Raw genomic sequence first — 25,163 nt, 5'->3', positions numbered from 1 at the left:
TGGTTCGCGGGCGTAGGGTCGCTCGCATGACGCGCACCATCGAGCTGGCGGTCGTCGCCGGCGACGGCATCGGGACCGAGGTCGTCGAGCAGGGCCTGACCGTCCTCGAGTCCGTCCTCGCGGGCACGGACGTGAAGGTCACGACGACGCCGTTCGACCTGGGCGCGCGCCGCTGGCACGCGACGGGGGAGACCCTCACGGACGCCGACCTCGAGGCGATCCGCGGGCACGACGCGATCCTGCTCGGCGCGATCGGCGACCCGAGCGTCCCGTCCGGCGTCCTGGAGCGCGGCCTGCTGCTCAAGCTGCGCTTCGCGCTCGACCACTACGTGAACCTGCGTCCCGGCAAGCTGTACCCGGGCGTCACCTCCCCGCTGGCGGACCCCGGCGAGATCGACTTCGTCGTGGTGCGCGAGGGCACCGAGGGCCCCTACGTCGGCAACGGTGGCGCACTGCGCACCGGCACGCCGCACGAGATCGCGACCGAGGTGTCCGTGAACACGGCGTTCGGCGTCGAGCGTGTCGTGCGCGACGCGTTCGCCCGGGCGCAGGCCCGCCCGCGCAAGCACCTCACGCTGGTGCACAAGCACAACGTCCTCGTGCACGCGGGCCACCTGTGGCGTCGCACGGTCGAAGCGGTCAACGCGGAGTTCCCCGACGTCACGACCGACTACCTGCACGTGGACGCCGCGACGATCTTCCTCACGACGAACCCGTCGCGCTTCGACGTCATCGTCACGGACAACCTGTTCGGCGACATCCTCACGGACCAGGCCGCCGCGATCACCGGCGGCATCGGCCTGGCGGCGTCGGCGAACATCAACCCGGACCGCACCGCGCCGTCGATGTTCGAGCCGGTCCACGGCTCGGCGCCCGACATCGCGGGCCAGGGCAAGGCCGACCCGACGGCGACGGTGCTGTCCGTCGCCCTGCTGCTCGACCACCTGGGCCTCGCCGACGAGGCGCGTCGCGTCGAGTCGGCCGTCGCGGCCGACCTCGCCGAGCGGGGGACCCGAGTACGCTCGACGGCCGAGGTGGGCCGCGAGCTCGCCGCTCGCGTCGCCGGCTGACCGCGCCGGTCACCCTGACCGCGCCACCCGTGCTTCCTGCCGGGCCGGCCGGTCCTCGCCTCGGTCGTCGAACCCCGGACCGGAACCCTCTCGTTTCGACCCGGTGACGCCGTGCCGCGCCGCGCTGCCCTCACAGGGCTCGCCCGACGTGGAAAACTAGGCGAAGACCACCCGGGTCACCTGGTGAAAGGCCTCATGATGAGCACCCCGCTTGCAGCGCAGCACGAGCCGTCCTCCTCGACGGAGGACCTCATCGCCCTCTTCGACGTCCGCCGCTCCGACGCGCCGCGTCCTGCGGCCGAGCGCGAGGCCGCGATCGCGGCCCCGAAGTTCGGCACGGTCTTCACGGACCACATGGCGCGGATCAGCTGGAACTCGACCGACGGATGGACGGACCGGCGCGTCGAGAAGTACGGCCCGCTCCAGCTCGACCCGGCGACCGCAGTCCTGCACTACGCGCAGGAGATCTTCGAGGGCATGAAGGCGTACCGTCACGCCGACGGATCGGTGTGGACGTTCCGCCCCGAGGCGAACGCGGCACGGTTCGCCCGCTCCGCGCACCGCCTCGCCCTGCCCGCGCTCCCCGTGGACGACTTCGTCGCCTCGATCACCGCGCTCGTGCGCACGGACGTCGAGTGGGTGCCGTCGGGCGACGAGGCGAGCCTGTACCTGCGGCCGTTCATGTACGCCTCGGAGGCCTTCCTCGGCGTGCGCCCCTCGCTCGAGGCCGAGTACCTCGTCATCGCCTCGCCCGTCGGGCCGTACTTCTCCGGCGGCGTGAAGCCGGTGTCGATCTGGGTCGACCGCGAGTACAGCCGTGCGGGCGCCGGCGGCACGGGTGCCGCCAAGTGCGGCGGCAACTACGCCTCGAGCCTGCTGCCGCAGGTCGTGGCGCAGCAGCACGGCTGCGAGCAGGTGTGCTTCCTCGACTCGGCGACGCGCACGCACCTCGAGGAGCTCGGCGGCATGAACGTGTTCGTCGTGCGTGCCGACGGCTCCGTCGAGACGCCCGAGCTCACCGGCTCCATCCTCGAGGGCGTCACGCGGTCGTCGATCATCCAGCTGCTCACGGACCGCGGGCACGAGGTGGTCGAGCGCCGGATCCCGCTGACCGATCTGCTCGCGGGCATCCGTGACGGGTCCGTCACCGAGGTGTTCGCGTGCGGCACCGCTGCCGTGATCACGCCGATCGGCCGGCTCGCCGGCTCCGACTTCGACGAGATCATCGCCGACGGCGGCGCGGGACAGCTCACCATGGCGGTCCGCACGGAGCTCACGGACATCCAGACCGGCCGGTCCGCGGACCGGCACGGCTGGCTGCGCCGTCTGGCCTGAGCCGCCGCGAGCGGCCGGGCCCTGAGCCGACGTGCCCGACGCGCCCGGCGCCCCGTGCGTCGTCAGACGGCGGGGCGCCGGACGATCGTGCGGCCCGCGACGCCGGCGAGCAGCGACCAGACCGCGACGCCGATGAGCAGGTTGACGAGCCCGGACAGCGCCGCGGCGGTGAGGTCGTCCGTCCACGCGAACGGCAGGACGGCGATCACGACGATGACGAGCGCCATGATCCAGCCGAAGAACGCGCGTGGGCGCGGCGTGCTCAGGATCAGCAGGTGCAGCAGGCCCGCCGCGAGGAGCGCGAGGATCGCGCCGTCGATCGCGTAGGCGGCCTGCTGCGACCCCGTGCCGAAGATGTCCGGCGGCGGGACGAGAGCGACCCCGAAGATGCGCTCGAAGACGATGACGGCGATCAGCCCGATGAGGGCGGCGACGAGCGCGGTGGCGGCGGCGCCCGCCCAGAAGCGCCCCGCCTCGACGGTCAGGCGTGGGTCGGAGTCGCTGGTCACGGGCCGCTGCTGCGAGAAGTCTCCCCGCGGGTCGCCCGACGGCGGGACGGACGGAGGCTGCCCGTAGGCGCCGCCGGCAGGCTGCGCGGGCGGCTGGCCGTACCGCCTGGTCTCGCGCTGGGGGTCGTAGCCGGTGGGGTCGCTCATCGTCACTCCCTCGCTCGGTCCGGTCGCAGGGCCGCGCGGCGCGCGGGACTGCATGCGGCTGCCCAGAGGATGGACGCCGCGTCCATCGTGCCGGGACCTGTGGCACTATGTCGCCTGTGACACACGTCTCCTCGCTCATTATCGAGTAGCGCGTCCGGAAGCACTCGTCGGACGCGCAGACCTCCCGCACCCCGGGGGGTCTTTTTGTTGCCGGGCACCACCACGGTCCGGCGCGCGGCACCAGATCCAGCGAATCGGCAGGAAGAGGCCCATGACCTCGCAGACGACCCCCGTGACGACCCCGCCGGTCTTCCACGTCTACGACACGACGCTGCGCGACGGCGCCCAGCAGGAGGGCATGAACCTCTCCGTCGCCGACAAGCTCGCGATCGCCCCGCTGCTCGACGAGCTCGGGGTCGGGTTCGTCGAGGGCGGGTGGCCCGGCGCGGTCCCCAAGGACACGGAGTTCTTCCGCCGTGCCGCGAAGGAGCTGGACCTGCGGAACGCGGTCCTCGCCGCCTTCGGGGCGACCCGCAAGGCCGGCGTCCGTGCGTGGGACGACCCCCAGGTGCGTGCGCTCCTGGACTCCGAGGCGCCCGTCGTCACGCTCGTCGCCAAGTCCGACGTGCGGCACGTCGAGCGCGCGCTGCGCACGACGCCCGACGAGGGCCTCGCGATGATCACCGACACCGTCACGTTCCTCGTGGGCGAGGGGCGCCGCGTCGTCGTCGACGCCGAGCACTTCTTCGACGGCTACCGCCACGACCCGGCGTTCACCCGTGCCGCCGTCACCGCCGCGTTCGAGGCCGGCGCCGAGGTCGTCGCACTGTGCGACACGAACGGCGGCATGCTGCCCACCTGGGTGGGCGACGTCGTCGCCGAGCTGCGTGACGCCGTCGGGCTCGTGCACGGGCGCGACGCCCAGCCGGGCGACCGCCTGCTCGGCATGCACGCGCACAACGACTCCGGCTGCGCCGTCGCGAACACGCTCGCCGCGGTCGAGGCCGGGGCCGCGCACGTGCAGGGCACCGTCAACGGGTACGGGGAGCGCACGGGCAACGTGGACCTGCTCACCGTCGTCGCCAACCTCGAGCTCAAGCACGGCCTGCGCACGCTCGCGGGCGAAGGCCTCGAGGACTCGACGCGCATCGCGCACGCCGTCGCCGAGATCACGAACATCTCGCCGTACGCGCGGCAGCCCTACGTCGGCTCGAGCGCGTTCGCCCACAAGGCCGGCCTCCACGCCAGCGCCATCAAGGTCGACCCGGACCTCTACCAGCACATCGACCCGACGACGGTCGGCAACGACATCCGCATGCTCGTCTCCGACATGGCGGGTCGCGCCTCCATCGAGCTCAAGGGCCGCGAGCTCGGCTTCGACCTCGCCGGGCAGGGCGAGCTGCTCACGCGCGTGACGAACCGCGTGAAGGACGACGAGGCGCGCGGCTACACGTACGAGGCCGCCGACGCGTCGTTCGAGCTGCTGCTGCGCGAGGAGATCGCGGGCCAGCGTCCCGGGTACTTCCGCGTCGAGAGCTGGCGCACGATCGTCGAGCGCGCGGGCGGGCGCGGGACCGAGGCGAAGGCCGAGGCGACGGTCAAGCTCCACGCCGGCGGCGAGCGCATCGTCACGACGGGTGAGGGCAACGGTCCCGTGAACGCGCTCGACCACGCGCTGCGCCTCGCGCTCACGCGCGTCTACCCGGAGATCGAGGCGTACGAGCTCATCGACTTCAAGGTCCGCATCCTCGACACCGAGCAGGGCACCGACGCGATCACGCGCGTCCTCATCGAGACGACGGACGGGGTGTCGTCGTGGTCGACCGTCGGCGTCGGCCCGAACCTTATCGAGGCGGCGTGGGAGGCGCTGACGGACTCGGCGATCTATGGGCTCGTGCACGCGGGGGTCGAGCCCCGCTGACGTCTCGCGGGTGGCCGTGGCCGGGTGCGCCGGCGGGCCTCCGCGGGCGGGGTCGCGGGTCTACCATCTGGCCGCTCGTGCCTCGCGGCCTCCCGCCAGACCCGCCACGACCCGCGACCCCGCCCGCTCCGGCCCGTCCGCTCGTCCGTCGACCTCGCCGCGACCCCGCGCGCTCCGGCCCGTCCGCTCGTCCGTCGACCTCGCCGCGACCCCGCGCGCTCCGGCCCGTCCGCTCGTCCGTCGTCCCGCCTCGTGGTTCCGCTCCCGCGGCCTGCGTCTCGCCGTGTCGGGCTTAGGCTGGGCGGGTGCGCGGTGAGTACAAGGTCCCCGGTGGCAAGCTCGTGGCGGTCGACGTCGAGGTGGACGCGGGGAGGCTCTCCCGCGTCGCGCTGAGCGGCGACTTCTTCCTCGAGCCTGACGACGCTCTGGAGGACATCGACCGGGCGCTGACCGGGATGCCCGAGACGGCGACCGTGGCGCAGCTCGGGGACGCCGTCCGTCGCGCGCTGGCCGACGACGTGACGATGATCGGGTTCTCGCCCGACGCGGTCGCGATCGCAGTGCGTCGTGCGCTCGGGCGCGCGACCGGCTGGCACGACCACGAGTTCGAGATCGTGCACGAGGGACCGGAGTCCCCGGCGATGCACCTCGCGCTCGACCAGGTGCTCACCGAGGAGCTCGACGCCGGGAACCGCCGCCCCACCCTGCGGATCTGGGAGTGGGGCGCGCCGGCGGTGATCATCGGGTCGTTCCAGTCGCTGCGCAACGAGGTCGACGCCGAGGGGGCCGAGCGGCACGGCGTGACGGTCGTGCGGAGGATCTCCGGCGGGGGCGCCATGTTCGTCGAGCCCGGCAACACGATCACCTACTCGCTGTACGTGCCGGCGTCGCTCGTCGAGGGGCTGAGCTTCGAGCGCTCGTACGCGTTCCTCGACGACTGGGTGCTCGGTGCGCTCGCGGACGTCGGCGTCGACGCGACGTACAAGCCGCTCAACGACATCGCGTCGCCCGCGGGCAAGATCGCGGGGGCCGCGCAGAAGCGGCTGCGCGGAGGAGCGGTGCTCCACCACGTGACCATGGCCTACGACATCGACGCGGACAAGATGACCGAGGTGCTGCGCATCGGCCGCGAGAAGCTCTCCGACAAGGGCACGACGAGCGCGAACAAGCGCGTGGACCCCGTGCGCTCGCAGACGGGCATGGCGCGCGAGGACGTCATCGAGGCGTTCAAGGCACACTTCCGCTCGCGCTACCGCACGGTCGAGGGCAAGGTCTCGCCCGACGAGCGGGCGCGGGCCGAGGAGCTCGCGCGCACCAAGTTCTCGAGCCCGGAGTGGACCGCGCGCGTCCCCTGAGCGCGGCGGGACCCGCCGCGACGTCCGCTACGCCGTCGTGCGGAGGTCTACGACGACCTTCACGTCGTCCGGCCGGGCGCGGAGCGCGTCGTGCACGTCGTCGAGGCCGACACGGCGGGTGACGAGCCCGCCGAGCCAGTCCCGGTCCGCGGCGGCGAGCACGTCCGTCGCGCCGCGGTAGTGGTCGACGTTGGCGTTGACCGAGCCCACGACCGCGTCGTTCTCCAGCACCAGGTCGCGGTTGAGCGCCCCGGCGTCCACCTGGACGCCGCGACCGGTGGCGGAGACGCCCGTCAGGCACGTCACGCCGTAGTGCGACGTGCGGGACATGGCGTCGATGACGACCTGGCGTGCGCCGGTCGCCTCGACGACGACGTCAGGCTCCAGCTCGTCCATCACCTTCCCCGACGGCCCGGCGTGGTACGTCGCGCCGAGCCGGCGCACGAGCTCCGGCTTGGGGCCGTCCTCGACGAGGTCGAGGACGTGCACGTCGAGCCCGCGCTGGACGCCGATCAGCGCGGCGAGCAGCCCGATCGGCCCGGCGCCCGTCACGAGGACGCGCTCCGGCGCGAACCACGCCCGGCCGCCCACCGCGTCGATCTGCGCCCAGGCCTTGACGACGACGCTCGTCGGCTCGACGAGCACCCCCAGGTCGCCGAGGGCCGGGTCGACGAGGACGGCGTACTCCTGCTCGACGGTCCAGCGCTCGCTGCCGTAGCCGTGGCGCCCCACGATGCCCCGCTCGGTGTAGAGCCCGTTGCGGCACATGTCGAACTGCTCGCGCGCGCAGGCGCCGCAGGGCACGGGGTCGGGACGGCGCACGACGCCCACGACGAGGTCGCCGGGGGCGAAGGCGCTGCCCGCCGGTGCCTCGAGGACACGGCCGAGCGACTCGTGCCCGAGGACCAGGCGTTCCTCGCCGTCCGGCGCGCTTCCGTGCTCCCCGGCGACGATCTCGCGGTCCGTGCCGCACACGCCCATCACGAGGCCCTCGACCAGCAGCTCGCCCGGCCCGGCCTGCGGGTCGGGCAGGTCCTCCACCGCGAGGGATCCCGCGTCGCCCGGGACCAGCGTCAGCGCCCTCATCGTCCGCTCCTCCCGTCGGCTCGCCCGTCGCGTGGCCGGTCGTCGCCCCGCGACGTCGTGCCGCCCGTCCCCGGCTGCCCGCCGCGCCCGAGCGTGAGGGCCGCGTTGACGAGCCCGACGTGGCTGAACGCCTGCGGCACGTTGCCGAGCTGGCGTCCGGCGCGGGTGTCGTACTCCTCGGCGAGCAGACCGAGGTCGTTGCGCAAGGACAGCAGACGCTCGAACAGCGCGACCGCCTCGTCCCGTCGCCCGATGCCGGCCAGTGCCTCGACGAGCCAGAACGTGCAGATGAGGAACGCGCCCTCGTCGCCGGGCAGGCCGTCGACGCGGCCGTCGGCCGACGTGTCGTAGCGCAGCAGCAGGCCGTCCACGCCGAGCTCGCGCTGCACGGCCTCCACGGTCCCGACGACGCGCGGGTCCTCCCACGGCAGGAAGCCGACCCGAGGGATGAGCAGGAGCGCGGCGTCGACCCCGCGGGAGCCGTAGAACTGCGTGAACGTGTTGCGCCCGCCGTCGTACCCGTGCGCCAGGACGTCCGCGTGGATGGTGTCCCGCAGCTCGCGCCACCGGTCGACCGGGCCGTCGAGTCCGTGCTCGGTCACGGCACGGACGGCGCGGTCGACGCCAGCCCACGCGAGCACGCGCGAGTGGACGAACGCGCGCGGCTCGCCCCGGATCTCCCACAGCCCGTTGTCGAGGTCGGTCCAGTGCCCCTCGAGGTAGTCGAGCAGGGCGCGCTGCAGCTCCCACCCGTCCTCGGTCGGGGCGATCCCGGCCTGACGACCCACGTGCAGGGAGTCGAGCACCTCGCCCCACACGTCGAGCTGGTGCTGGTCGTAGGCGCCGTTGCCGACCCGCACGGGAGCGGACCCCTCGTACCCGGGGAGCCAGTCGATCGTCTGCTCGGGCAGCCGGCGCCAGCCGTCGAGCGCGTACATGATCTGCAGGTCGGACGGGTCGCCCGCCGCGGCGCGGAGCAGCCACTCGCGCCAGCGCCGTGCCTCCCGCAGGTACCCGGTGGCCACCAGCGCCTGCAGCGTGAAGGTCGCGTCGCGCAGCCAGGAGAACCGGTAGTCCCAGTTCCGCACGCCACCGAGCTCCTCGGGCAGGGACGTCGTGGCCGCGGCGAGGACGCCGCCCGTCGGCTCGTACGTGAGCGCCTTGAGCGTGACGAGCGAGCGGCGTACGGCCTCGTCCCACGGCCCGTCGTACGTGGAGCGCGCGCTCCACGACTCCCACACGTCCAGGGTCTGCGCCAGCGCCTCGTGGGCGTCGACGGGGCCCGGGGCCGGCTCGTGCGACGGGTGGTGCTGGAGCACGAACGCCAGCGGCGTGCCCGGTGCGGCGTCGAACCGGGCCCGCAGGACGCCGTCCTCCAGGGTGACCGGCACGGGCGTCTGGAGCGCGACGGCGTCCGGACCGGCGACGGCCGTCACGTGCGGCTCCGTGGTGACCCACGGCCGGATGCCGCCGTAGTCGAACCGGACCCGCAGGTCCATCTCGACGGGCACGCGACCGCCCCGCGCCTCGACGACGCGCACCAGGTCGGGGACGCGGTCGCGCGGCGGCATGAAGTCGGTGACCGTGAGCTCGCCGTCGGGGGTGCGCCACGTGGACTCGAGGACGAGCGTGTCGCCGACGTAGCGCCGGGAGGTGCACGGGCCGCCCGCCCGTGGCGCGATCCTCCAGCGGCCGTTCTCCGGCCCGCCGAGCAGCGCGGCGAAGCACGCGGGGGAGTCGAACCGTGGCATGCACGCCCAGTCGACGGAGCCGTCCCGTCCGACCAGCGCGGCGGTCTCGAGGTCGCCGATGATCCCGTAGTCCTCGATCAGTCCCGCCATGCCCGCGTGGTCCTCCTCCGTCGTCGCGGCCGTCGTCCCGGTCCGAGTATTCGTGCGTCGGCGGGGCGGCGCACGTCGGCGTCGGCCGGTGACCGGTCAGGCCACGGCGCGGGGGCCGAACACCGCGGTCCCGACGCGGACCGTCGTGGCCCCCTCGGCGATCGCGAGCTCGAGGTCGCCGCTCATGCCCATGGACAGCTCGCGGGCGTCGCGCGTGCGCGGGTCGCCCGCCCGCACGACGGCGTCCCGCACCTCGCGCAGGCGGGCGAAGCCTGCGCGCACCACGGACCCGTCCGGCGACTGGGCGCCGATCGTCATGAAGCCGGTGAGCCGCAGCCCGGGGAGCGTGGCCACCTCGAGCGCGGCGCCCGGAGCGTCGTCGGGCCCGACGCCGGCCTTGGACGGCTCGCCCGACACGTTGACCTGCAGCATGACGTCGAGCGTGCGGGTGTCGCGCACGCACCGCGCGGACAGCGCGCGGGCCAGCTCGGGGGAGTCGACCGACTCGACCGCCGACGCCGTCGTCAGCACCTGGTTGATCTTGTTGCGCTGCAGGCGCCCGATCATGTGCACGCGCAGCAGCCCGGCCGCGACGAGGTCGGCGACGTCGGGCGCCTTCGCGACGAGCTCCTGGACGCGGTTCTCCCCGACGAGGTCGACGCCGGCGGCCACCACGGCACGGACGGCTTCCGCGGGCTGCGTCTTCGTCGCCACGAGGAGGCGGACGTCCGACGGGTCGCGCCCGGCCGACCGGGCCGCGGCGTCGACCCGGGCCCGGACGCCGCGGACGTTGTCGGAGACGAGCGAGACGAGGTCGGCGGACGGGTCGGGCACCCGGTCAGTCTAGGTGCGGACGGCAGACCGGTCGCCGGGGTCCGGGTCCGGTCGACGTCCAAGATCAGGGTGGTCCCGGAGCCGCGACGGCGCCCGGTGCGCGACGATGGGCGGGTGAAGACCCTGCTCAACATCATCTGGCTCGTGCTCGCCGGGCTCTGGCTCGCGCTCGGCTACGTCGCGGCCGGCATCGTCTGCTGCGTGCTGATCGTGACGATCCCGTTCGGCATCGCGTCGTTCCGCATCGCGGGCTACGCCCTGTGGCCGTTCGGCCGCACGGTCGTCGACAAGCCGACCGCGGGCGCGTGGTCCACCATCGGCAACGTCATCTGGGTGCTCGTCGCGGGCATCTGGCTCGCGATCGGGCACGTGATCACGGCGATCCCGCTGTTCGTGTCGATCATCGGCATCCCGCTCGGCATCGCGAACCTCAAGCTCATCCCGGTCTCGCTCCTGCCGCTCGGCAAGGAGATCGTCCCGAGCGACGCGCCGTACCCGACGTACCGGCACTGAACGCCGAGGTAGAAACTGCGGTCGCGAGGTAGAACGCGCGGAGCACTACCTCGCGACCGGAGGTTCTACCTCGCGACGGGGGCGGTCGTGCCGTCCGTGAGGCGCAGCAGGTCGGCGGGGGAGAGCCCGACGTCGAGCCCGCGCCGCCCGCCCGAGACGTAGACGACGTCGAACGCGAGCGCGCTCTCGTCGAGCACCGTGCGGTGGCGCTGCTTCTGGCCCAGCGGTGAGATGCCTCCGACGACGTACCCGGTCGCGCGCTCGGCGACGGCCGGCTCGGCCATGGTCGCCTTCTTGCCGCCGACGGCACGGGCGAGCGCCTTGAGGTCGAGCTGACGGTCGACGGGCACGATCCCGACGACGAGCGGGCCGCCGTCGACCACGGCGAGCAGGGTCTTGAACACCTGCTCGGGCGCGGCGCCGATGGCGGCCGCCGCCTCCAGGCCGTAGCTCAGCCCGCTCGCGGGGTCGTGGTCGTAGGGGTGGAGGGTGTGCGCCGCGCCGTCGCGCTCGAGGAGCGCGACGGCGGGCGTCCCGGCGTGGGCGGACGACGACTTCTTGGCCACGGGCCGATTGTGCCCGATCGTGTCCGCTCCGTCCGTGCCCGGTCCGACGCAGGTCTTCCGCGGCCGCGCCCACCGGCCTAGCGTCGACGTATGCCGAGGTCGAGCAGTCCGACAGGGGTCGTCGAGGTGCGCCCCGCGAACGAGGTGTCGTGGGACGAGCTCGCCGCCGTCTTCGGGGACCGCGGCTACCCGGCGGTCTGCTGGTGCCAGCGCCAGGTGCTCGGCGATCGCGTCTGGTACCGGACCCCGCCGGAGGAGCGCGCGCGGCTGCTCCACGAGCAGACGAGTGCGGGCGACCCGGACGCGCCCGGGACGAGCGGGCTCGTCGCCCACCTCGACGGCGAGCCCGCCGGCTGGGTCGCGGTGGGACCGCGCCCGTCCTACCGCAGGCTGCGGGGCAGCCCCGTGCCGTGGAAGGGCCGCGCTCCCGGCGGCGCGCAGGACAAGGACGACCCCGACGTGTGGGCGGTCGCGTGCTTCGTCGTGCGGGCGGGTTTCCGCGGGCTCGGGCTCACCTACGACCTGGCGCGCGCCGCGGTGGCGTTCGCCCGCGAGCAGGGGGCGGCGGCCGTCGAGGGGTACCCGATCCTGGACCCGTCCGGTGCGCCGATCACGTGGGGCGAGAACTCGGTCGGCAGCGTCCAGGCGTTCCGCGCCGCCGGTCTCGAGGAGGTCGCGCGCCCGACGACGCGCCGCCGGGTCATGCGCCTCGACCTGCGCTGAGCAGCGACCGCCGGCGGCGGCCTACAGAGGACCGACCGCGAGGACCGTGACGACGGGCGCGCCGGCCTCGTCGCTCGCGGCGAGGTCGACGCTCGCGGTGATGGCCCAGTCGTGGTCGCCCGCCGGGTCGTCGAGCACCTGGCGCACGAACCACGTGCCCGCGGGAACCACGCCGCCGGGGGCGTGGTCCGACGTCGGGCCCTCGTGGCCCGGCGGCACCTCGCCGCCGGCCTCGACGACCCGGAACAAGGATGCGGCGCGGGCGCCCGGGCCGATGCCGACCGCGTCGTCGCCCTGGGCCTCGAACAACGGGTCCAGCGCGTCGCCCCAGGCGTCGGCGTCCCAGCCGCCGCCGAGCGCCGCCAGCCCTCGGTAGTCCTCGCGCGCGGCGAGCTCGACGCGGCGGAACATGGCGTTGCGCACGAGGCGGCGGAACGCGCGCGGGTTGCCCGTGACGGGGCGGGCGGGCGCGTCCTCGCCGGTGCCGGCGAGGGGGCCGTCCCCGACGAGGTCGTCCGCGTCGTCGTCCACGGGGCGCGACAGGCGCTCCCACTCGTCGAGCAGGGACGAGTCCGTGCCGCGCACCAGCTCGCCGAGCCACTCGACGACCTCGTGGACCTCCTCGGTGCGGTGCTCGTCGGGCACCACCTGGCGCAGTGCCCGGTAGGCGTCGGCGAGGTAGCGCAGCACGACGCCCTCGGTGCGCTCGAGCCCGTACACGGAGACGAACTCGGCGAACGTCATCGCGCGCTCGACCATGTCGCGCACGACCGACTTGGGGGAGAGCTCGGCGTCCGCCACCCACGGGTTGGACCGCTTGTACATCGCGAACGCCGGCGCGAGGAGGTCCTCGAGCGGCTTGGGCCAGGTGATCTCCTCGAGCAGCGCCATGCGCTCCTCGTACTCGTACCCCTCGGCCTTCATCGCCGCGACGGCCTCGCCCTTCGCCGCGTTCTGCTGCGCGTACAGCACCTGGCGCGGGTCGTCGAGCGTCGCCTCGATGACGGAGACGACGTCGAGGGCGTGCGTCGGGCTCGCGACGTCGAGCAGGTCGAGGGCCGCGAGCGCGAACGGGGACAGGGGCTGGTTGAGCGCGAACTCGCGCGGGACGTCGACGGTGAGCCGCACGCTCGGGCGGTAGCCGGCGGGCCGGGAGTCGTCGGGGACGCGGACGCGCTCGACGATGCCGGCCACGCGCAGCGAGCGGTAGATGCGGAACGTCTGGCGCACGTGCTCGCGGCGCTGGGTGTCCGTGTCGTGGTTGGCGAGCAGGAGGTGGCGCATCGCCTCGACCGGGTCGTGCTGGGCGTCGGCCGTCTCGGCCGCGCGGCGCGTGCGCGCGAGCACGTTGAGCACCATCGCGTGCGTCACGCGGAACGTGCTGACCAGCGGCTCGGGGTCGGCGTCGCGCAGGCGCTCGAACGTCGCGTCGGTCCAGTTGACGGAGCCCTGCGGCGCCTTCTTGCGGACGATCTTCTTGAGCTTCTTCGGGTCGTCGCCCGCCTTGGCGAGCATCTTGCGGTTCTCGACGACGTGCTCGGGCGCCATGACGAGCACCTCGCCGACCGTGTCATAGCCCGCGCGACCGGCGCGTCCCGCGATCTGGTGGAACTCGCGTGCCGTGAGGTGGCGCATGCGCTCGCCGTCGAACTTCACGAGGCTCGTGAGCAGCACGGTGCGGATGGGCACGTTGATGCCGACGCCGAGCGTGTCCGTGCCGCACACGACCTTGAGCAGGCCCGCCTGCGTGAGGCGCTCGACGAGGCGGCGGTACTTCGGCAGCATGCCCGCGTGGTGCACCCCGACGCCGTGCCGCAGGAACTTGCTCAGCGTCTTCCCGAAGCCGGTGCCGAAGCGGAAGTCGCCGAGCTCGGCCGCGATGGCCTCCTTCTCGGCCTTCGACGCGACGTTCATCGACAGCAGCGACTGCGCGCGCTCCACGGCGTCCTTCTGCGTGAAGTGGACGACGTACACCGGGGCGCGGCGTGTCGTGACGAGCTCCTCGAGCACCTCGGTGAGCGGCTCGACGACGTAGCTGAAGTGCAGCGGGACGGGCCGCTCCGCCGTCGTGACCTCGGCGACGGGGCGGCCCGAGCGCTCCTCGAGCTCGGTGACGAACCGGCTCGTGTCGCCGAGCGTCGCGGACATGAGCAGGAACTGCGTGCGGGGCAGCTCGAGGAGCGGGACCTGCCACGCCCAGCCGCGCTGCGGGTCGGCGTAGAAGTGGAACTCGTCCATGACGACCTGGGAGATCGCGTCCTCGTCGCCGCCGGGGTGGCCGTCGGCGTCGCCCGCGCCGCGGCGCAGCGCGAGGTTGGCGAGGATCTCCGCAGTGCAGCAGATGATCGGGGCGTCGGGGTTGACGGCGGAGTCGCCGGTCGCCATGCCGACGTTCTTGGACCCGAACGCCGCGACGAGCGCGAAGAACTTCTCGCTGACCAGCGCCTTGAGCGGCGCGGTGTAGTACGTGCGGCCACCGCGCCCGGAGCGGTGCGCGGCGAGCGCGGCGAACTGCGCGCCCATCGCGACGAGCGACTTCCCCGAACCGGTGGGTGTCGCGAGGATGACGTGCGACCCGGAGACGAGCTCGATGAGCGCCTCGCTCTGGTGCGGGTAGAGGTCGAGACCCTGCTCGGTCGCCCACGTCGTGAAGCCCTCGTACAGCGCGTCCGGGTCGGGCGCGGCGCCGGTGGGAGCAGGGACGTGCGCGAGGAGCGTGGCGGCGCGGCCGGTCGTCGTGGTCACGGGTCGAGTCTGTCAGGTCGGCCCGGCCACCCGTGCGGGCGAGTTCCGCGACGCTACTTGGCAGCGCTGTCAGTCGTGTGCGAAGGTGAGGCTCGCCGGTGCAGCCGCCGGTCCGAGGAAGCCCGAGACCCCACGACGCCGTGGGACCGAGGAGAAGACCCGATGAGGTTCCCCCGCGCCGTCGCCGACGCCACACCCGGCCGCCGGTCCGACGACGCACCCGCAGCGACGCGGTCCGACGGCGCCGCTGCGGCCCGGGCGGCCCGACCGCCCGCCCGGGACGAGCTCGCGCGTCGCGGTATCGACGACGACAGGGGACGTCGACACCGCGAGGCGCGTCGGACGGCGACAGGCCACCGCGCGCTCACCTGCCGGTAACCCGGCTCTGGCAGTGTGCGAGCCCGTACCGGGTTGTCACCGCTGTCAGGACCCGCCGTCGTCGACGACCCGACCCACCACCGCGACCACGCCCCACGGCCACGACGGCCTCCGGCGCACCCGTCCACGACCCCTGACCACGAGGACCCCATGAACCACGTACCCACCCGCCGCCGAGGCGTCCGACGCACCGGCCCGCTCGCCGGCGTCGTGGCGGGCGCGCTCGTCGCATCCGTCGCCCTCGTCGGGGCCGCGCCGGCCGCGTCGGCGGACCAGCTCCCGGCGCCGACGGCCGCCGAGCGCGACCTCGCGTCCCTCGTCGACGTCTTCGTCGGCACCGAGGGCGACTTCGGCAACGACATGCCCGCCGCCCAGGCGCCCAACGGGATCGCCAAGGTGAACCCGCGCACGACGCCGGGCCGCAACAACACGGGCTACGACTACGCGCAGTCGCAGATCTCCGGGTTCACCCACACGAACCTCGACGGTGTCGGCGGGTCCGGGGGCGGCGGCGACATCCTCGTCGTGCCCACGTCCGGCTCCTACACGTCGCGACCCGGCACCGGCACCTACGCACACGCGTTCAGCCACGACGAGGAGGTCGGCAGCCCCGGGTACTACGCCGTGGACCTCGGCAACATCGCGGGCACCGACGACGCGATCTCGGCCGCGGCGGGCACGATCGAGGCCGAGGTCACCGCGACCACGCGCTCCGGCGTCCACCGCTACCGGTTCCCCGACGGCGCGACGCCGAGCCTCGTCGTCGACCTCGCCACGAACAACACGAGCCGCATCGGGTCGTCGCTCGAGGTCGAGCAGCTGGACGACGGGCGGGTCGCGCTGAGCGGCGAGATCGTCGGCCACTTCTACAACGCGTCGTACACGATGCACTACTACGCGACGACGACCCGGCCCACCACCGACGTCAGGACGTGGGGCGACGACCGCGCGCTGACGGACGCCACGACGCAGGACGGCCGCGACACCGGCGCCGTCCTCACGTTCGACCCCGCCGACGCGGGCGAGATCGGCCTCGAGGTGACGCTCTCCCCGGTCAGCGCCGCGCAGGCCGAGGTCGACCAGGAGAACGAGCTGGGCGACCTCGGGTTCGACGAGGTGCGTGAGCGCACCCACGCCGAGTGGAACGCCAAGCTCGGCAAGGTCGACGTCACCGCGTCCCTCGCGACCGACCCGACCGGCGACGTCCAGCGGCTGTTCTACACGCACCTGTACCGGATGTTCGCGATGCCGATGAACGCGACGAGCACCTCCGGCACGTACCGCGGCGTCGACGGCGCCGTGCACCGTGCGCAAGGCTTCACCTACTACGACTCGTGGGCGACCTGGGACGACTTCCGCAAGTTCTCCGTGCTCGCGTACATCGACCCCGCGATGTACCGCGACATGGTGCAGTCGATGGTCTACCTGTTCGCCGACGCGGAGGCCGAGGGCACGGGCAGCGGACTCGGCGGGCTCATGCACACCGTGCCGACGGTGCGCTGGGAGCGGTCGAGCGTCGTGATCGCCGACGCGATCGCGAAGGGCTACACCGGTCTCGAGCGTCTCGACGAGGCGTACCCCGCCGTGAAGCGCCTCGTGGGCGGCTACGGCGAGGCGGACCTCGAGCGCGGCTACCTCCCCGACAACCCCGGCGCGTCCGTGCAGCTCGGCTACGACCAGTACGGCCTGTCGGTCATCGCCGACGAGCTCGGCATGACCGAGGAGGCGCAGGCGCTGCGCGAGCAGGCGGCGCTCCCCGTCGAGAACCTCGTCCAGCCCGGCGCGTGGACCGCGCAGGACGGCACGCCCGTCGGCCTCCTGACGCCGCGCAATGCGGCCGGTGACTGGCAGAGCGTGGACCACGAGCGGTTCGAGGCGGCGCGCCTGTACCAGGGCACGCTGTGGCAGTACCACTGGTACGACGCCTACGACATGGACGCGCTCGTCGAGGCCATGGGCGGCACGGAGGCCGCGCGGCTCGCTCTGCGCCACATGTTCGGCGAGCACGCGCCCGACGACGGCTCCGCGATGCTCCACTCCAACGCCAACGAGATCGACCTGCAGGCGCCGTACCTGTTCAACTACGTCGGCGAGCCGAGCCTCACGCAGAAGTGGACGCGGGCGATCTACACGAAGGAGACCTGGAACCGGTACATCGGGACCGGCTCGACGAGCTTCTTCCCGAGCGGCGGAGGCGAGTTCACGCCGCCGATCAGGACGAAGGTCTACCAGCTCGACCCGCGCGGCATGCTCGCGACCATGGACAACGACGCCGGCACCATGTCGACGATGTTCGTCGCCGCCGCGATCGGTCTCTTCCCGGTGACCGCCGGCTCGTCCGAGTACCAGATCGGCTCGCCGTTCTTCGACTCGGCGGTGATCGGCTACGACGACGGCACCACGTTCGAGATCACCGCCGACGGCGTCTCCGAGGACGCGTTCTACGTCCAGTCCGCCTCCCTCGGCGGCGAGCCGTTCGACAACACGTGGGTCGACTACGCGACGGTCGTCGGCGGGGGCGCGCTCGCGTTCCGGATGGGCACCGAGCCCAGCGACTGGGGCGCGGACACCGAGCCCGCGTTCTCCCTGAGCACGGCCTCCGACGACGACGAGACCGACGGCCCGCGCGTCGAGGCCGACCCGGCGACGGTCGAGGCCGCCGCCGACGGCGCGGTCGACACCGCGGTGACGCTCACCCTCAGCGGCGGCGCACGACTCGCCGCCGACGCCGGCACGGACCTCGTCGCGAGCGGTGACGCGCGCGTCGAGGGTCTTCCGGACGGCGTCGCGGCACGCGTCACCGTCACCTCCGCGACGGAGGCGACGGTCGTGCTCACGGGCTCGACGACCGACGACGCGCTCTTCTACGTGCGGCTGCGCGACGCGGCGCTCGCGGACGGCGTCCCCGCCTCGACGCTGCGGGGCGAGGGCGTCTCGCTGCGCTCGCCGCTGCGGCTCACCGTGGCAGCGGCGGAGCGCGAGTCGCTCGCCGCGCTCGTCGCGGACGCGGTGCTCGTGCGCCACGGCAACTACTCGTCCGTGTCGTTCGACCGGTTCTCCTCCGCGCTCGGCCGCGCGCAGGAGCTGCTCGCCGACGACGCGTCGTCGAGCACCGACCTGCGGTTCGCCGCGGACCGGCTCGAGGCCGCGATCGACGGGCTGGACATCGTCCAGGGCGGCTACCGCGTGCTCCAGGCCGAGGAGTCCGAGGCCTGGTCCGGCGGTGAGCTGAAGAACGAGGCGAACAGCTCGGACGGCAACCTCGGCGGCGTCCGGTCCGGCTCGTGGGTCCAGTACCGCGACATGGTGTTCGACGACACCGTGCCCGGCTTCCTCACGGTGCGCTACGACACGAGCTTCGCTGCGGGGGAGACCCCGAGCACCGTCGTCGTGCACGCCGGCGACGTCGACGGGCCGCAGGTCGCGACCGTCGAGCTCACCGGCACGAGCGGGTGGGGCAACTACCAGGAGGTGACGGTCGAGCTCGGCGACGCCCAGGCGCTCGTCGACGCGCAGACGGTCACGTTCGAGCTCCTCGCCCCGTCCGGGCGCAGCTGGGTCGGCAACTTCGACTGGTTCCGGTTCAGCGAGGACGACCCCGCCGAGGCGGAGGAGCCGGACTCGTCGGTCGGCGTGACGGTGGAGGCCGAGGACTGGACCGAGAACTCGGGCGGCGGGCTGAAGAACGAGTCGTCCACCTGGGCGAGCGGCCCGGTCACCAACGTCGGCGGCACCGCCGACGGCGACTGGCTCGCCTACGGGGAGGTCGACCTCGGTGAGCTGCCCCTCGGCGAGCTGTCCGTGCACTACGTGCACAACTCCGGGCGGTGCGGCGAGAGCTCGGCGCTCGAGGTGTACCTCGACGCGTTCGACCCGGCGAACCCCGGAGAGCCGTTCGCTACGGTCCCGCTGCCGACCACCGGGTCGAGCTGGTCCGCGGACGGCGTCGCCACGGTCGCGCTGCCCGAGACGGTCAGCGGCACGCACGAGGTGTTCGTGCGGCTGACGACCGAGGCGTACGCGAACCACCCGTACGTCGCCAACGTCGACAGCCTCACCTTCGCCCCCGGCGGTCCCACGGACGTCACCGTGGAGTCGGAGGCCTGGACCGAGAACTCCGGCGGAGGACTCAAGAACGAGCAGTCGACCTGGACCAGCGGTCCCGTGACGAACGTCGGTGGCACGGCCGACGGCGACTGGCTCGCCTACGGCGAGGTCGACCTCGGCTCCGCCGCGCTCGACCGGCTCTCGGTGCACTACGTGCACAACGCGAACCGGTCGGGTGAGAACTCCGCCCTGGCGGTGTACCTCGACGAGTTCGACCCGGCCGACCCCGGCGAGCCGTTCGCCACGGTGCCGCTCCCGACGACGGGTGGCAGCTGGTCCGAGGACGGCACGGCGACGATCGAGCTGCCCACCCCGGTGCGCGGCACGCACCAGGTGTTCGTCCGGTTGACCACCGAGGCGTACGCGAACCACCCGTACGTGGCGAACCTCGACAGCATGACGTTCTTCACGGACGCGTTCGACGTCGAGGAGCCCGAGACGGACACCACCGCGCTCGCGGTGGCGGTCGCCGACCTCGAGCACCTGGAGGGCGAGGCCGAGCGGTACGGCCGGATCGACTTCGGCGTCTTCACGCGCGAGCTCGCGGCCGCCCGGGCCGTGCTCGCCGCGCCGGACCCGACCCAGGAGCAGGTCGACGAGCAGCTGAGGCGCCTGCGGCTCGCGGCCGAGCAGCTCGTGCCGCTGGGCGTCGAGCTCGTCACCGTCGAGGTCAGCCCTCGCTGCCTCGCCGGCCGGCCGTACGTCGCGATCCGGGCGCACAACGTGTCCGACGCGGCGATCGACGTCGAGCTCGCGAGCGCGCTGGGGTCGCGGACGTTCGCGGACGTGGCCCCGGGGTCGAACGCGTACCAGGCGTTCGCCGCACGCGCGGCGTCGGGTGACCTCGAGGTCACCGTGACGGCCAGGGGCGCGCAGGGAGAGCAGACGGTCGAGCAGACCGTCACGATCTCGACGTGCTGACGCCGGGCTGCTGAGGCCGGACGCCTGACCGTGCCGGGTCCGGGCCCCTCGCGGGGCCCGGGCCCGGTGCGTCACGCCGTGACTGCCGCCTCGTGATCGAGCAGCAGGTCGCACGCGGCGAGCAGCGCGCGACGCAGCACGTCTCCGCGCGCGGCGAACGCGCGCTGGTGGCGCACGTACTCGGCCTTGCCGTCCGCCGTCTCGACGGCCACGGGCGCGAGCCCGTAGGACGACACGTCGTACGGGCTCGCCCGCATGTCGACCACGCGCACGTCGCGCGCCAGCTCGAACGCGGCGAGGGTGAGCTCGCCGGGCACGGCCGGTCCGAGCTTGAGGGCCCACTTGTACAGGTCCATGGTGGCGTGCAGGCAACCGGGCTGCTCGAGCGCCGGCTGGGTCTCGCGCGTCGGCGACAGCCGGTTGAGCGGCGCCGCCTCGGGCGTGAAGAAGCGGAACGCGTCGAAGTGCGAGCACTGCACGGGGTGGGTCTCGACGACCCGGTCCGTGCCCGGCCCGCCGAGCCGCAGGGGCAGCGGGTGCCGGTGGTCGCGACCGGCGTCGTGGTCGCGGTACACCATGGCCCACTCGTGGAGCCCGAAGCAGCCGAAGCGACCCGGCCGGGACGCCGTCGCTGCGAGCAGCGCGTGCACGTAGCGCACCGTGTCGCCGCGTTCGGCGAGGTACGCGTCGAGGTCGAGCGTCGTCCCCTCCTCGACCTCCCGGTACCACCGCCACGACGCGCGCTCGGAGGGCGCCGCCTGCGCGTCGCCGTCGCCGTCGCCGTCGGTGACGGGTCGGCCGAGCACCACGCCCGGCCCGGGGTGCCAGCGGCGCAGCTGCGCGGGACGCGTGGGGTAGTACGTGAAGAGGAAGTCCTCGATCGCGTGCTTCTCGCCGAGCGGCTTGCGCCGCCGCCAGCCGGCGGTCAGCGCGTCCGCGTGCTCGGCGTGCCGGCGCTCGCGCTCCTGCCACGCCGCGGGCGGCAGCACCGTGCCCGCGCGCGGCGGCGCAGCGGGACCGGCGAAGGAGTCGGAGGGCACCGAACCAGGGTACGAGACGCACGACACGCCCGACCCGGCCGGATTTCACCCGGTACGGGGGCCTGCTCGGGCCCGGTGGACGAAAGAATGGCCGTGAACGTGCTGTGAAGACCCGGCACACCTCACCACCCGACCGCGCGGCGATGCCGCGGAGGAGCACCATGACCCAGCCGCCCACCGGCTCTCCCGACCCGTACCAGCACGACCCGTACCGCGAGGGAGCGCCGCCGGCGCCCCAGCAGGACCCGTTCGCCCCGCCGTCGGGCGGGCAGGCGCCCGCACCGGAGCAGCCGTCGACGTGGGGGGCGCCCGGTGGCGAGCCGGCTCCGGCGCCCTACGGCGCGCAGCCCTACGGCGCTCCGCAGGAGCCCTACGGCGGCCAGCAGCCGTACGCGGCCGCCCCGCCCCAGGGCGGGCAGCAGCCCTACGGCGGCCAGCCCTACGCCCCGGGCGACCCGGCGCAGCAGTACGGCGGGTACCCGACCTACAACGCGCCCGCGCCGTCGACCACGAACGCGCTCGCGATCACGGGCTTCGTGCTCGCGGTGCTGGGCCTGCTCGGGTGCTGGATCCCCGGCGTGAACTTCTTCGCCGTGGTCCTCGGCGTCGCGGGCCTCGTGCTCGGGATCGTCGGCCTGCTGCAGGTCAAGAAGGGCAAGAGCGGCAAGGGCCTCGCGCTGTCGGCCATCGTCGTGGGGGCGCTCGCCGTCATCGGCTCGATCGTCGCCTGGATCGTGTTCGCCCAGTGGATCGACCGCGTGAGCACCGACTACGAGGACTCGCTCGCGCAGCTCGAGGAGGACCTGGGGGACACGTCGGCCGTCGTGCCCGAGGACGAGGGGACGACGACGGAGGAGGAGTCTCCGGTCGAGGAGGACCTCGCGGCCGAGGTGCCGTCGGCCGTGGCGCCGTTCGGCGAGGCGGTCGTCTACGAGGACGGCCTCGAGGTCAGCGTCTCCGCGCCCGTCCCGTTCACGCCCAGCGAGTGGGCGGCCGGCGGCGAGGACTACCCGAGCCACGTGCTGGTCGACGTCACGATCACCAACGGCACCGACGCCCCGTTCGAGCCCACCCTGGTGTACCTGACCGCGTCCTCGGCCGGGACGGAGGGCGACCAGGTGTTCGACTCCGACAACGGGCTGGAGGGCGGGCCCATGACGTCGGTGCTCCCGGGCCAGAGCGTGACGTTCACCGCCGGCTTCGGCGTGACCGACCCGGCCGACGTCCTCGTCCAGGTCGCGCCCGGCATGTTCGAGTACGACGACGCGCTGTTCTCCACCGCGCCCTGAGGCACCGCACCGTCACCGCCGCGCCGCGGCACGCGCAGGCCCGTCCGGACGTCCGGGCGGGCCTGCGTCGTCGTACCGGCCGGCTCGCGCCCGGCGCTACTCCGACTCCTCGAGGTACTGCGCCGCGAGCCGCTTCGGTGCGCGGGCGAGCCACGCGTCCTGGACGAGCTCCTCGAGCTCGGGCACGGGAACGCGGTCGAGGCGCGCGAGGACGACCGCGTAGCCGGCGAAGTGCGACGTGGTGAAGAACGTCCCGGGCTCGTCGCCGAGAAGCGCCTCCTTCTCGCCCTCGTCGGCGACGTAGAACGCCGCGGGCGGCTCGGACGGTGCGGCGTCGCCGAGCTCCGCGCGGTCCTTCGCGCGCAGGGGGCGTTCCCAGACGAAGGTCCTGCCGTGGACGCGCCAGGTCCGGTCGCCGTCGGCGGCCGTGTCCGGCAGGACCGCGGCGACGCGGTCGACGTCCTCCCACGAGGCCATGCCCCCACGGTAGGCCCGGCGGCGCGGTTAGGCTCGGGCGCATGGCCGACGCCCCCGCACAGCGCACCGACCGCACCCCCGCCTCGGCCGACCTGCGCCGCCTGGGCCGCTCCGGCCTCGCCGTGACGACGGTCGGGCTGGGGTGCAACAACCTCGGCCGCGCCGGGACCGCGACGCAGACGCAGGAGGGCAGCACCGCCGTCGTGCGGGCGGCTCTCGACGCCGGCGTCACGCTGTTCGACACGGCCGACAGCTACGGCGCGCAGCCCGGGCTGAGCGAGGAGCTGCTCGGCCGCGCGCTCGGCGCGCGTCGCGACGAGGCCGTCGTCGCGACGAAGTTCGGCATGGACGTCCGCGGTCTCAACGGCCCCGACTTCGGAGCGCGCGGTGCGCGCCGGTACGTGGTGCGCGCCGTCGAGGGCTCGCTGCGCCGGCTCGGCACCGACCACATCGACCTCTACCAGCTCCACACGCCCGACCACCTCACCCCGGTCGAGGAGACGCTCTCCGCGCTGGACGACGTCGTGCGCGCGGGCAAGGTCCGCTACGTCGGGCACTCGAACCACAGCGGCTGGCAGATCGCGGACGCCGAGCACGTCGCCCGCGCACGGGGCACCGAGCGGTTCGTGTCGTCGCAGTCGCACTACAACCTCCTCGACCGGCGCGCGGAGCTCGAGGTCGTCCCGGCCGCCCAGGCGTACGGCCTCGGCGTGCTGCCGTACTTCCCGCTCGCCAACGGGCTGCTCACGGGCAAGTACACGGCCGGCGGACGCCCCGAGGACTCGCGCCTGGTGCGCACCAAGCCGCACCTGCTCGAGTCGGCGCCGTGGGAACGGCTCGACCGGCTCCACGCGTTCTGCGTCGAGCGGGGCATCACCGAGCTGCAGGTCGCGTTCGGCTGGCTGCTCGCGCAGCCGCAGGTGACGAGCGTCATCGCCGGCGCGACACGGCCGGAGCAGGTCGAGCAGAACGTCGCGGCCGCCGCGTGGCGCCCGACGGACGCCGACCTCGACGCGCTCGACGCGATCTTCCCGCCGGCCGACAGGGTCGCGCTCTTCTGAGCGTCCGGTCAGCGCCCGGTCAGCGCCTCGGACGCGGTCGCGCGTCGGCCGTGCGGCGCGCGACGCCCGCCACGCCGCGTTCGAGCGGGCCCTGTCCCAGCGACCACCGCCACGCGGTCGCCACCGCGAGCGTCGCGAGCACGAGCACGAGCAGGGGACCGTTCGTCGTCTGCTCGTACGCCGCCTCGCCCCACGCCCACAGCACGACGATCTGCGCGGAGTAGACGGTCAGCGCCATCGCGCCGACGGCGGCCAGCGGGGCGAGCACCCACCGCCCGACGCGCCCCGCGAACAGGCACAGCCCGAGCACCGCGACGGCGAACCCGCCGGAGCCCACGACCTCGGGCAACGTGTCGGTGTGGGGGCCGGCGAGCCACAGGTACGTCGACGTCGGCCACGGGTCGTCCCACGCGAGCGGCTCCGGCCGGTACGTGCTCGACCACGCCGCCGCCGCGTCCTCCACGACGCGCGTGCCGCCGAGCGGCTCCACCACCGCGACCGAGACTCCGTACGCGATCACCATGGCGAGCAGGCCGCCGCCCACGAGCGCGACGCGCACCGCGGTCGACGTGAGGTCGAGACGACCGATCGCGAGACCCGCGAGCACGTACGCCATCCACACCACCGCGGGGTAGTGGCCCGACACCAGGAAGTCCGTCAGCGCGCCGGACCCGTCCTGCGGCAGGCGCAGCCCGGCACGCGCGAGCACCTCGGGACCGTAGTAGGCGAGCACCGGGCCCGCGAGCGCGAACGCCCCGGCCGCGACGGCCAGACGACCGGCCGACCACCGCACGAACGGCAGCGCGAGCACGAAGTACGCGGCGTAGAAGCCGAGGATGAGCAGCACGCGCGTCCCCAGCAGGTCGAGCAGACCGACGAGCGCGAGGAGCAGCACGGCCCGGACGAGGACGCGCGTGCGCACCTGCAGCGCCGGCAGGCCGTCGAGCGGCGTCCGGCCCCCCGAGACGATCGCGAGCGAGACCCCCGCGACGAGGGCGAACAGGATCGACGAGCGCCCGTGCGAGACCGCGAGCCAGTTCTCCGCCCCGGTGACCGGGTCCGTCGTGTACCCGACGTGCGCGGCGAACATCCCGAGGACCGCGAGCCCGCGGGCCACGTCGACACCGGTGATGCGCCCGGCACCGCCGAGCAGGAGGGCGGCGTGCCGTCGCGCGAACGTCGGTGCGGGGGCGGCCGGCGGGGCGACGGTCATGCGTGCGATTCTGCGCCCCGTTCGCCGTCCGT

18 protein-coding genes are annotated in these 25,163 nt (G+C 73.8%); 9 read left to right on the top strand and 9 right to left on the bottom strand.

The window, feature by feature from the left end; translation table 11 throughout:
• Positions 1–26: 26 nt before the first annotated feature.
• Positions 27–1,070, top strand: coding sequence for a 3-isopropylmalate dehydrogenase (locus ACFTZA_RS13045; RefSeq protein WP_378195336.1), 1,044 nt, complete (start codon positions 27–29; stop codon positions 1,068–1,070).
• A gap of 198 nt (positions 1,071–1,268) precedes the next feature.
• Positions 1,269–2,405 carry a branched-chain amino acid aminotransferase gene (locus ACFTZA_RS13040; protein WP_378195333.1) on the top strand — a complete coding sequence of 379 codons (1,137 nt, stop codon included), beginning with the start codon at positions 1,269–1,271 and terminating at the stop codon, positions 2,403–2,405.
• A 62-nt stretch (positions 2,406–2,467) separates the two neighbouring features.
• Here ACFTZA_RS13040 and ACFTZA_RS13035 read toward each other — a convergent pair whose 3' ends face one another.
• Positions 2,468–3,061 carry a DUF6069 family protein gene (locus ACFTZA_RS13035; RefSeq protein ID WP_378195329.1) on the bottom strand — a complete coding sequence of 198 codons (594 nt, stop codon included), beginning with the start codon at positions 3,059–3,061 and terminating at the stop codon, positions 2,468–2,470.
• A 271-nt stretch (positions 3,062–3,332) separates the two neighbouring features.
• Between ACFTZA_RS13035 and cimA the strand changes: the two genes are divergently transcribed.
• Together cimA and ACFTZA_RS13025 are read left to right on the top strand one after the other, a co-directional pair.
• Positions 3,333–4,982, top strand: a complete 1,650-nt coding sequence (gene cimA / locus ACFTZA_RS13030) for a citramalate synthase (RefSeq protein ID WP_378195326.1) — start codon at positions 3,333–3,335, stop codon at positions 4,980–4,982.
• Between the two features lie 305 nt (positions 4,983–5,287).
• The gene (locus tag ACFTZA_RS13025; RefSeq protein ID WP_378195323.1) at positions 5,288–6,337 is read left to right on the top strand and encodes a biotin/lipoate A/B protein ligase family protein; all 1,050 of its coding nucleotides are present in this window, start codon (positions 5,288–5,290) and stop codon (positions 6,335–6,337) included.
• Positions 6,338–6,364: 27 nt separating this feature from the next.
• On the opposite strand, the gene ACFTZA_RS13020 is transcribed toward ACFTZA_RS13025, so the two are convergent.
• From ACFTZA_RS13020 to ACFTZA_RS13010, 3 genes are all read right to left on the bottom strand, one after another.
• A complete protein-coding gene (locus tag ACFTZA_RS13020) occupies positions 6,365–7,423 on the bottom strand; it encodes a glucose 1-dehydrogenase (RefSeq protein WP_378195320.1) in 1,059 nt (352 codons plus the stop codon).
• Entirely contained in the window at positions 7,420–9,264 is a 1,845-nt protein-coding gene (locus ACFTZA_RS13015; protein WP_378195317.1) for a glycoside hydrolase family 15 protein, read from the bottom strand. Before ACFTZA_RS13015 ends, ACFTZA_RS13020 begins: the two co-directional genes overlap by 4 nt.
• Before the next feature lie 96 nt (positions 9,265–9,360).
• Positions 9,361–10,098 (bottom strand): YggS family pyridoxal phosphate-dependent enzyme, encoded by a 738-nt coding sequence (locus ACFTZA_RS13010; protein WP_378195315.1) that lies wholly within the window; start codon positions 10,096–10,098, stop codon positions 9,361–9,363.
• Positions 10,099–10,212: 114 nt separating this feature from the next.
• Between ACFTZA_RS13010 and ACFTZA_RS13005 the strand changes: the two genes are divergently transcribed.
• Positions 10,213–10,611 (top strand): YccF domain-containing protein, encoded by a 399-nt coding sequence (locus tag ACFTZA_RS13005; RefSeq protein WP_378195312.1) that lies wholly within the window; start codon positions 10,213–10,215, stop codon positions 10,609–10,611.
• Positions 10,612–10,676: 65 nt separating this feature from the next.
• On the opposite strand, the gene ybaK is transcribed toward ACFTZA_RS13005, so the two are convergent.
• Positions 10,677–11,177, bottom strand: a complete 501-nt coding sequence (gene ybaK / locus ACFTZA_RS13000; protein ID WP_378195309.1) for a Cys-tRNA(Pro) deacylase — start codon at positions 11,175–11,177, stop codon at positions 10,677–10,679.
• A gap of 90 nt (positions 11,178–11,267) precedes the next feature.
• On the opposite strand from ybaK, the gene ACFTZA_RS12995 reads away from it, so the two are divergent.
• Positions 11,268–11,900, top strand: a complete 633-nt coding sequence (locus tag ACFTZA_RS12995) for a GNAT family N-acetyltransferase (protein ID WP_378195306.1) — start codon at positions 11,268–11,270, stop codon at positions 11,898–11,900.
• A gap of 21 nt (positions 11,901–11,921) precedes the next feature.
• On the opposite strand, the gene ACFTZA_RS12990 is transcribed toward ACFTZA_RS12995, so the two are convergent.
• Positions 11,922–14,645 carry a DEAD/DEAH box helicase gene (locus ACFTZA_RS12990; RefSeq protein WP_378195303.1) on the bottom strand — a complete coding sequence of 908 codons (2,724 nt, stop codon included), beginning with the start codon at positions 14,643–14,645 and terminating at the stop codon, positions 11,922–11,924.
• 528 nt (positions 14,646–15,173) lie between these two features.
• Here ACFTZA_RS12990 and ACFTZA_RS12985 point away from each other — a divergent pair.
• Entirely contained in the window at positions 15,174–20,051 is a 4,878-nt protein-coding gene (locus ACFTZA_RS12985; protein ID WP_378195300.1) for a glycoside hydrolase domain-containing protein, read from the top strand.
• A 71-nt stretch (positions 20,052–20,122) separates the two neighbouring features.
• Here ACFTZA_RS12985 and ACFTZA_RS12980 read toward each other — a convergent pair whose 3' ends face one another.
• The gene (locus ACFTZA_RS12980; protein WP_378195297.1) at positions 20,123–21,091 is read right to left on the bottom strand and encodes a 3-methyladenine DNA glycosylase; all 969 of its coding nucleotides are present in this window, start codon (positions 21,089–21,091) and stop codon (positions 20,123–20,125) included.
• A 161-nt stretch (positions 21,092–21,252) separates the two neighbouring features.
• Here ACFTZA_RS12980 and ACFTZA_RS12975 point away from each other — a divergent pair, with 161 nt between their 5' ends.
• On the top strand, positions 21,253–22,380 hold the full coding sequence (locus ACFTZA_RS12975) for a hypothetical protein (protein WP_378195293.1): 1,128 nt from the start codon (positions 21,253–21,255) through the stop codon (positions 22,378–22,380).
• A 96-nt stretch (positions 22,381–22,476) separates the two neighbouring features.
• Here ACFTZA_RS12975 and ACFTZA_RS12970 read toward each other — a convergent pair whose 3' ends face one another.
• On the bottom strand, positions 22,477–22,857 hold the full coding sequence (locus ACFTZA_RS12970) for an MmcQ/YjbR family DNA-binding protein (RefSeq protein WP_378195291.1): 381 nt from the start codon (positions 22,855–22,857) through the stop codon (positions 22,477–22,479).
• 41 nt (positions 22,858–22,898) lie between these two features.
• Here ACFTZA_RS12970 and ACFTZA_RS12965 point away from each other — a divergent pair, with 41 nt between their 5' ends.
• A complete protein-coding gene (locus ACFTZA_RS12965; protein WP_378195288.1) occupies positions 22,899–23,918 on the top strand; it encodes an aldo/keto reductase in 1,020 nt (339 codons plus the stop codon).
• Between the two features lie 19 nt (positions 23,919–23,937).
• Here the strand turns inward: ACFTZA_RS12965 and ACFTZA_RS12960 are convergent, their stop codons facing one another.
• Positions 23,938–25,131 carry a heparan-alpha-glucosaminide N-acetyltransferase domain-containing protein gene (locus tag ACFTZA_RS12960; RefSeq protein ID WP_378195285.1) on the bottom strand — a complete coding sequence of 398 codons (1,194 nt, stop codon included), beginning with the start codon at positions 25,129–25,131 and terminating at the stop codon, positions 23,938–23,940.
• Between the last annotated feature and the right edge of the window lie 32 nt (positions 25,132–25,163).

This window comes from Cellulosimicrobium sp. NPDC057127 (genome assembly GCF_042670945.1).
In the GTDB taxonomy this organism is placed as follows: Bacteria; Actinomycetota; Actinomycetes; order Actinomycetales; family Cellulomonadaceae; genus Cellulosimicrobium.
The sequence above is the reverse complement of the archived record's forward strand: the minus strand, read 5'-3'. Positions and strand labels throughout refer to the sequence as shown.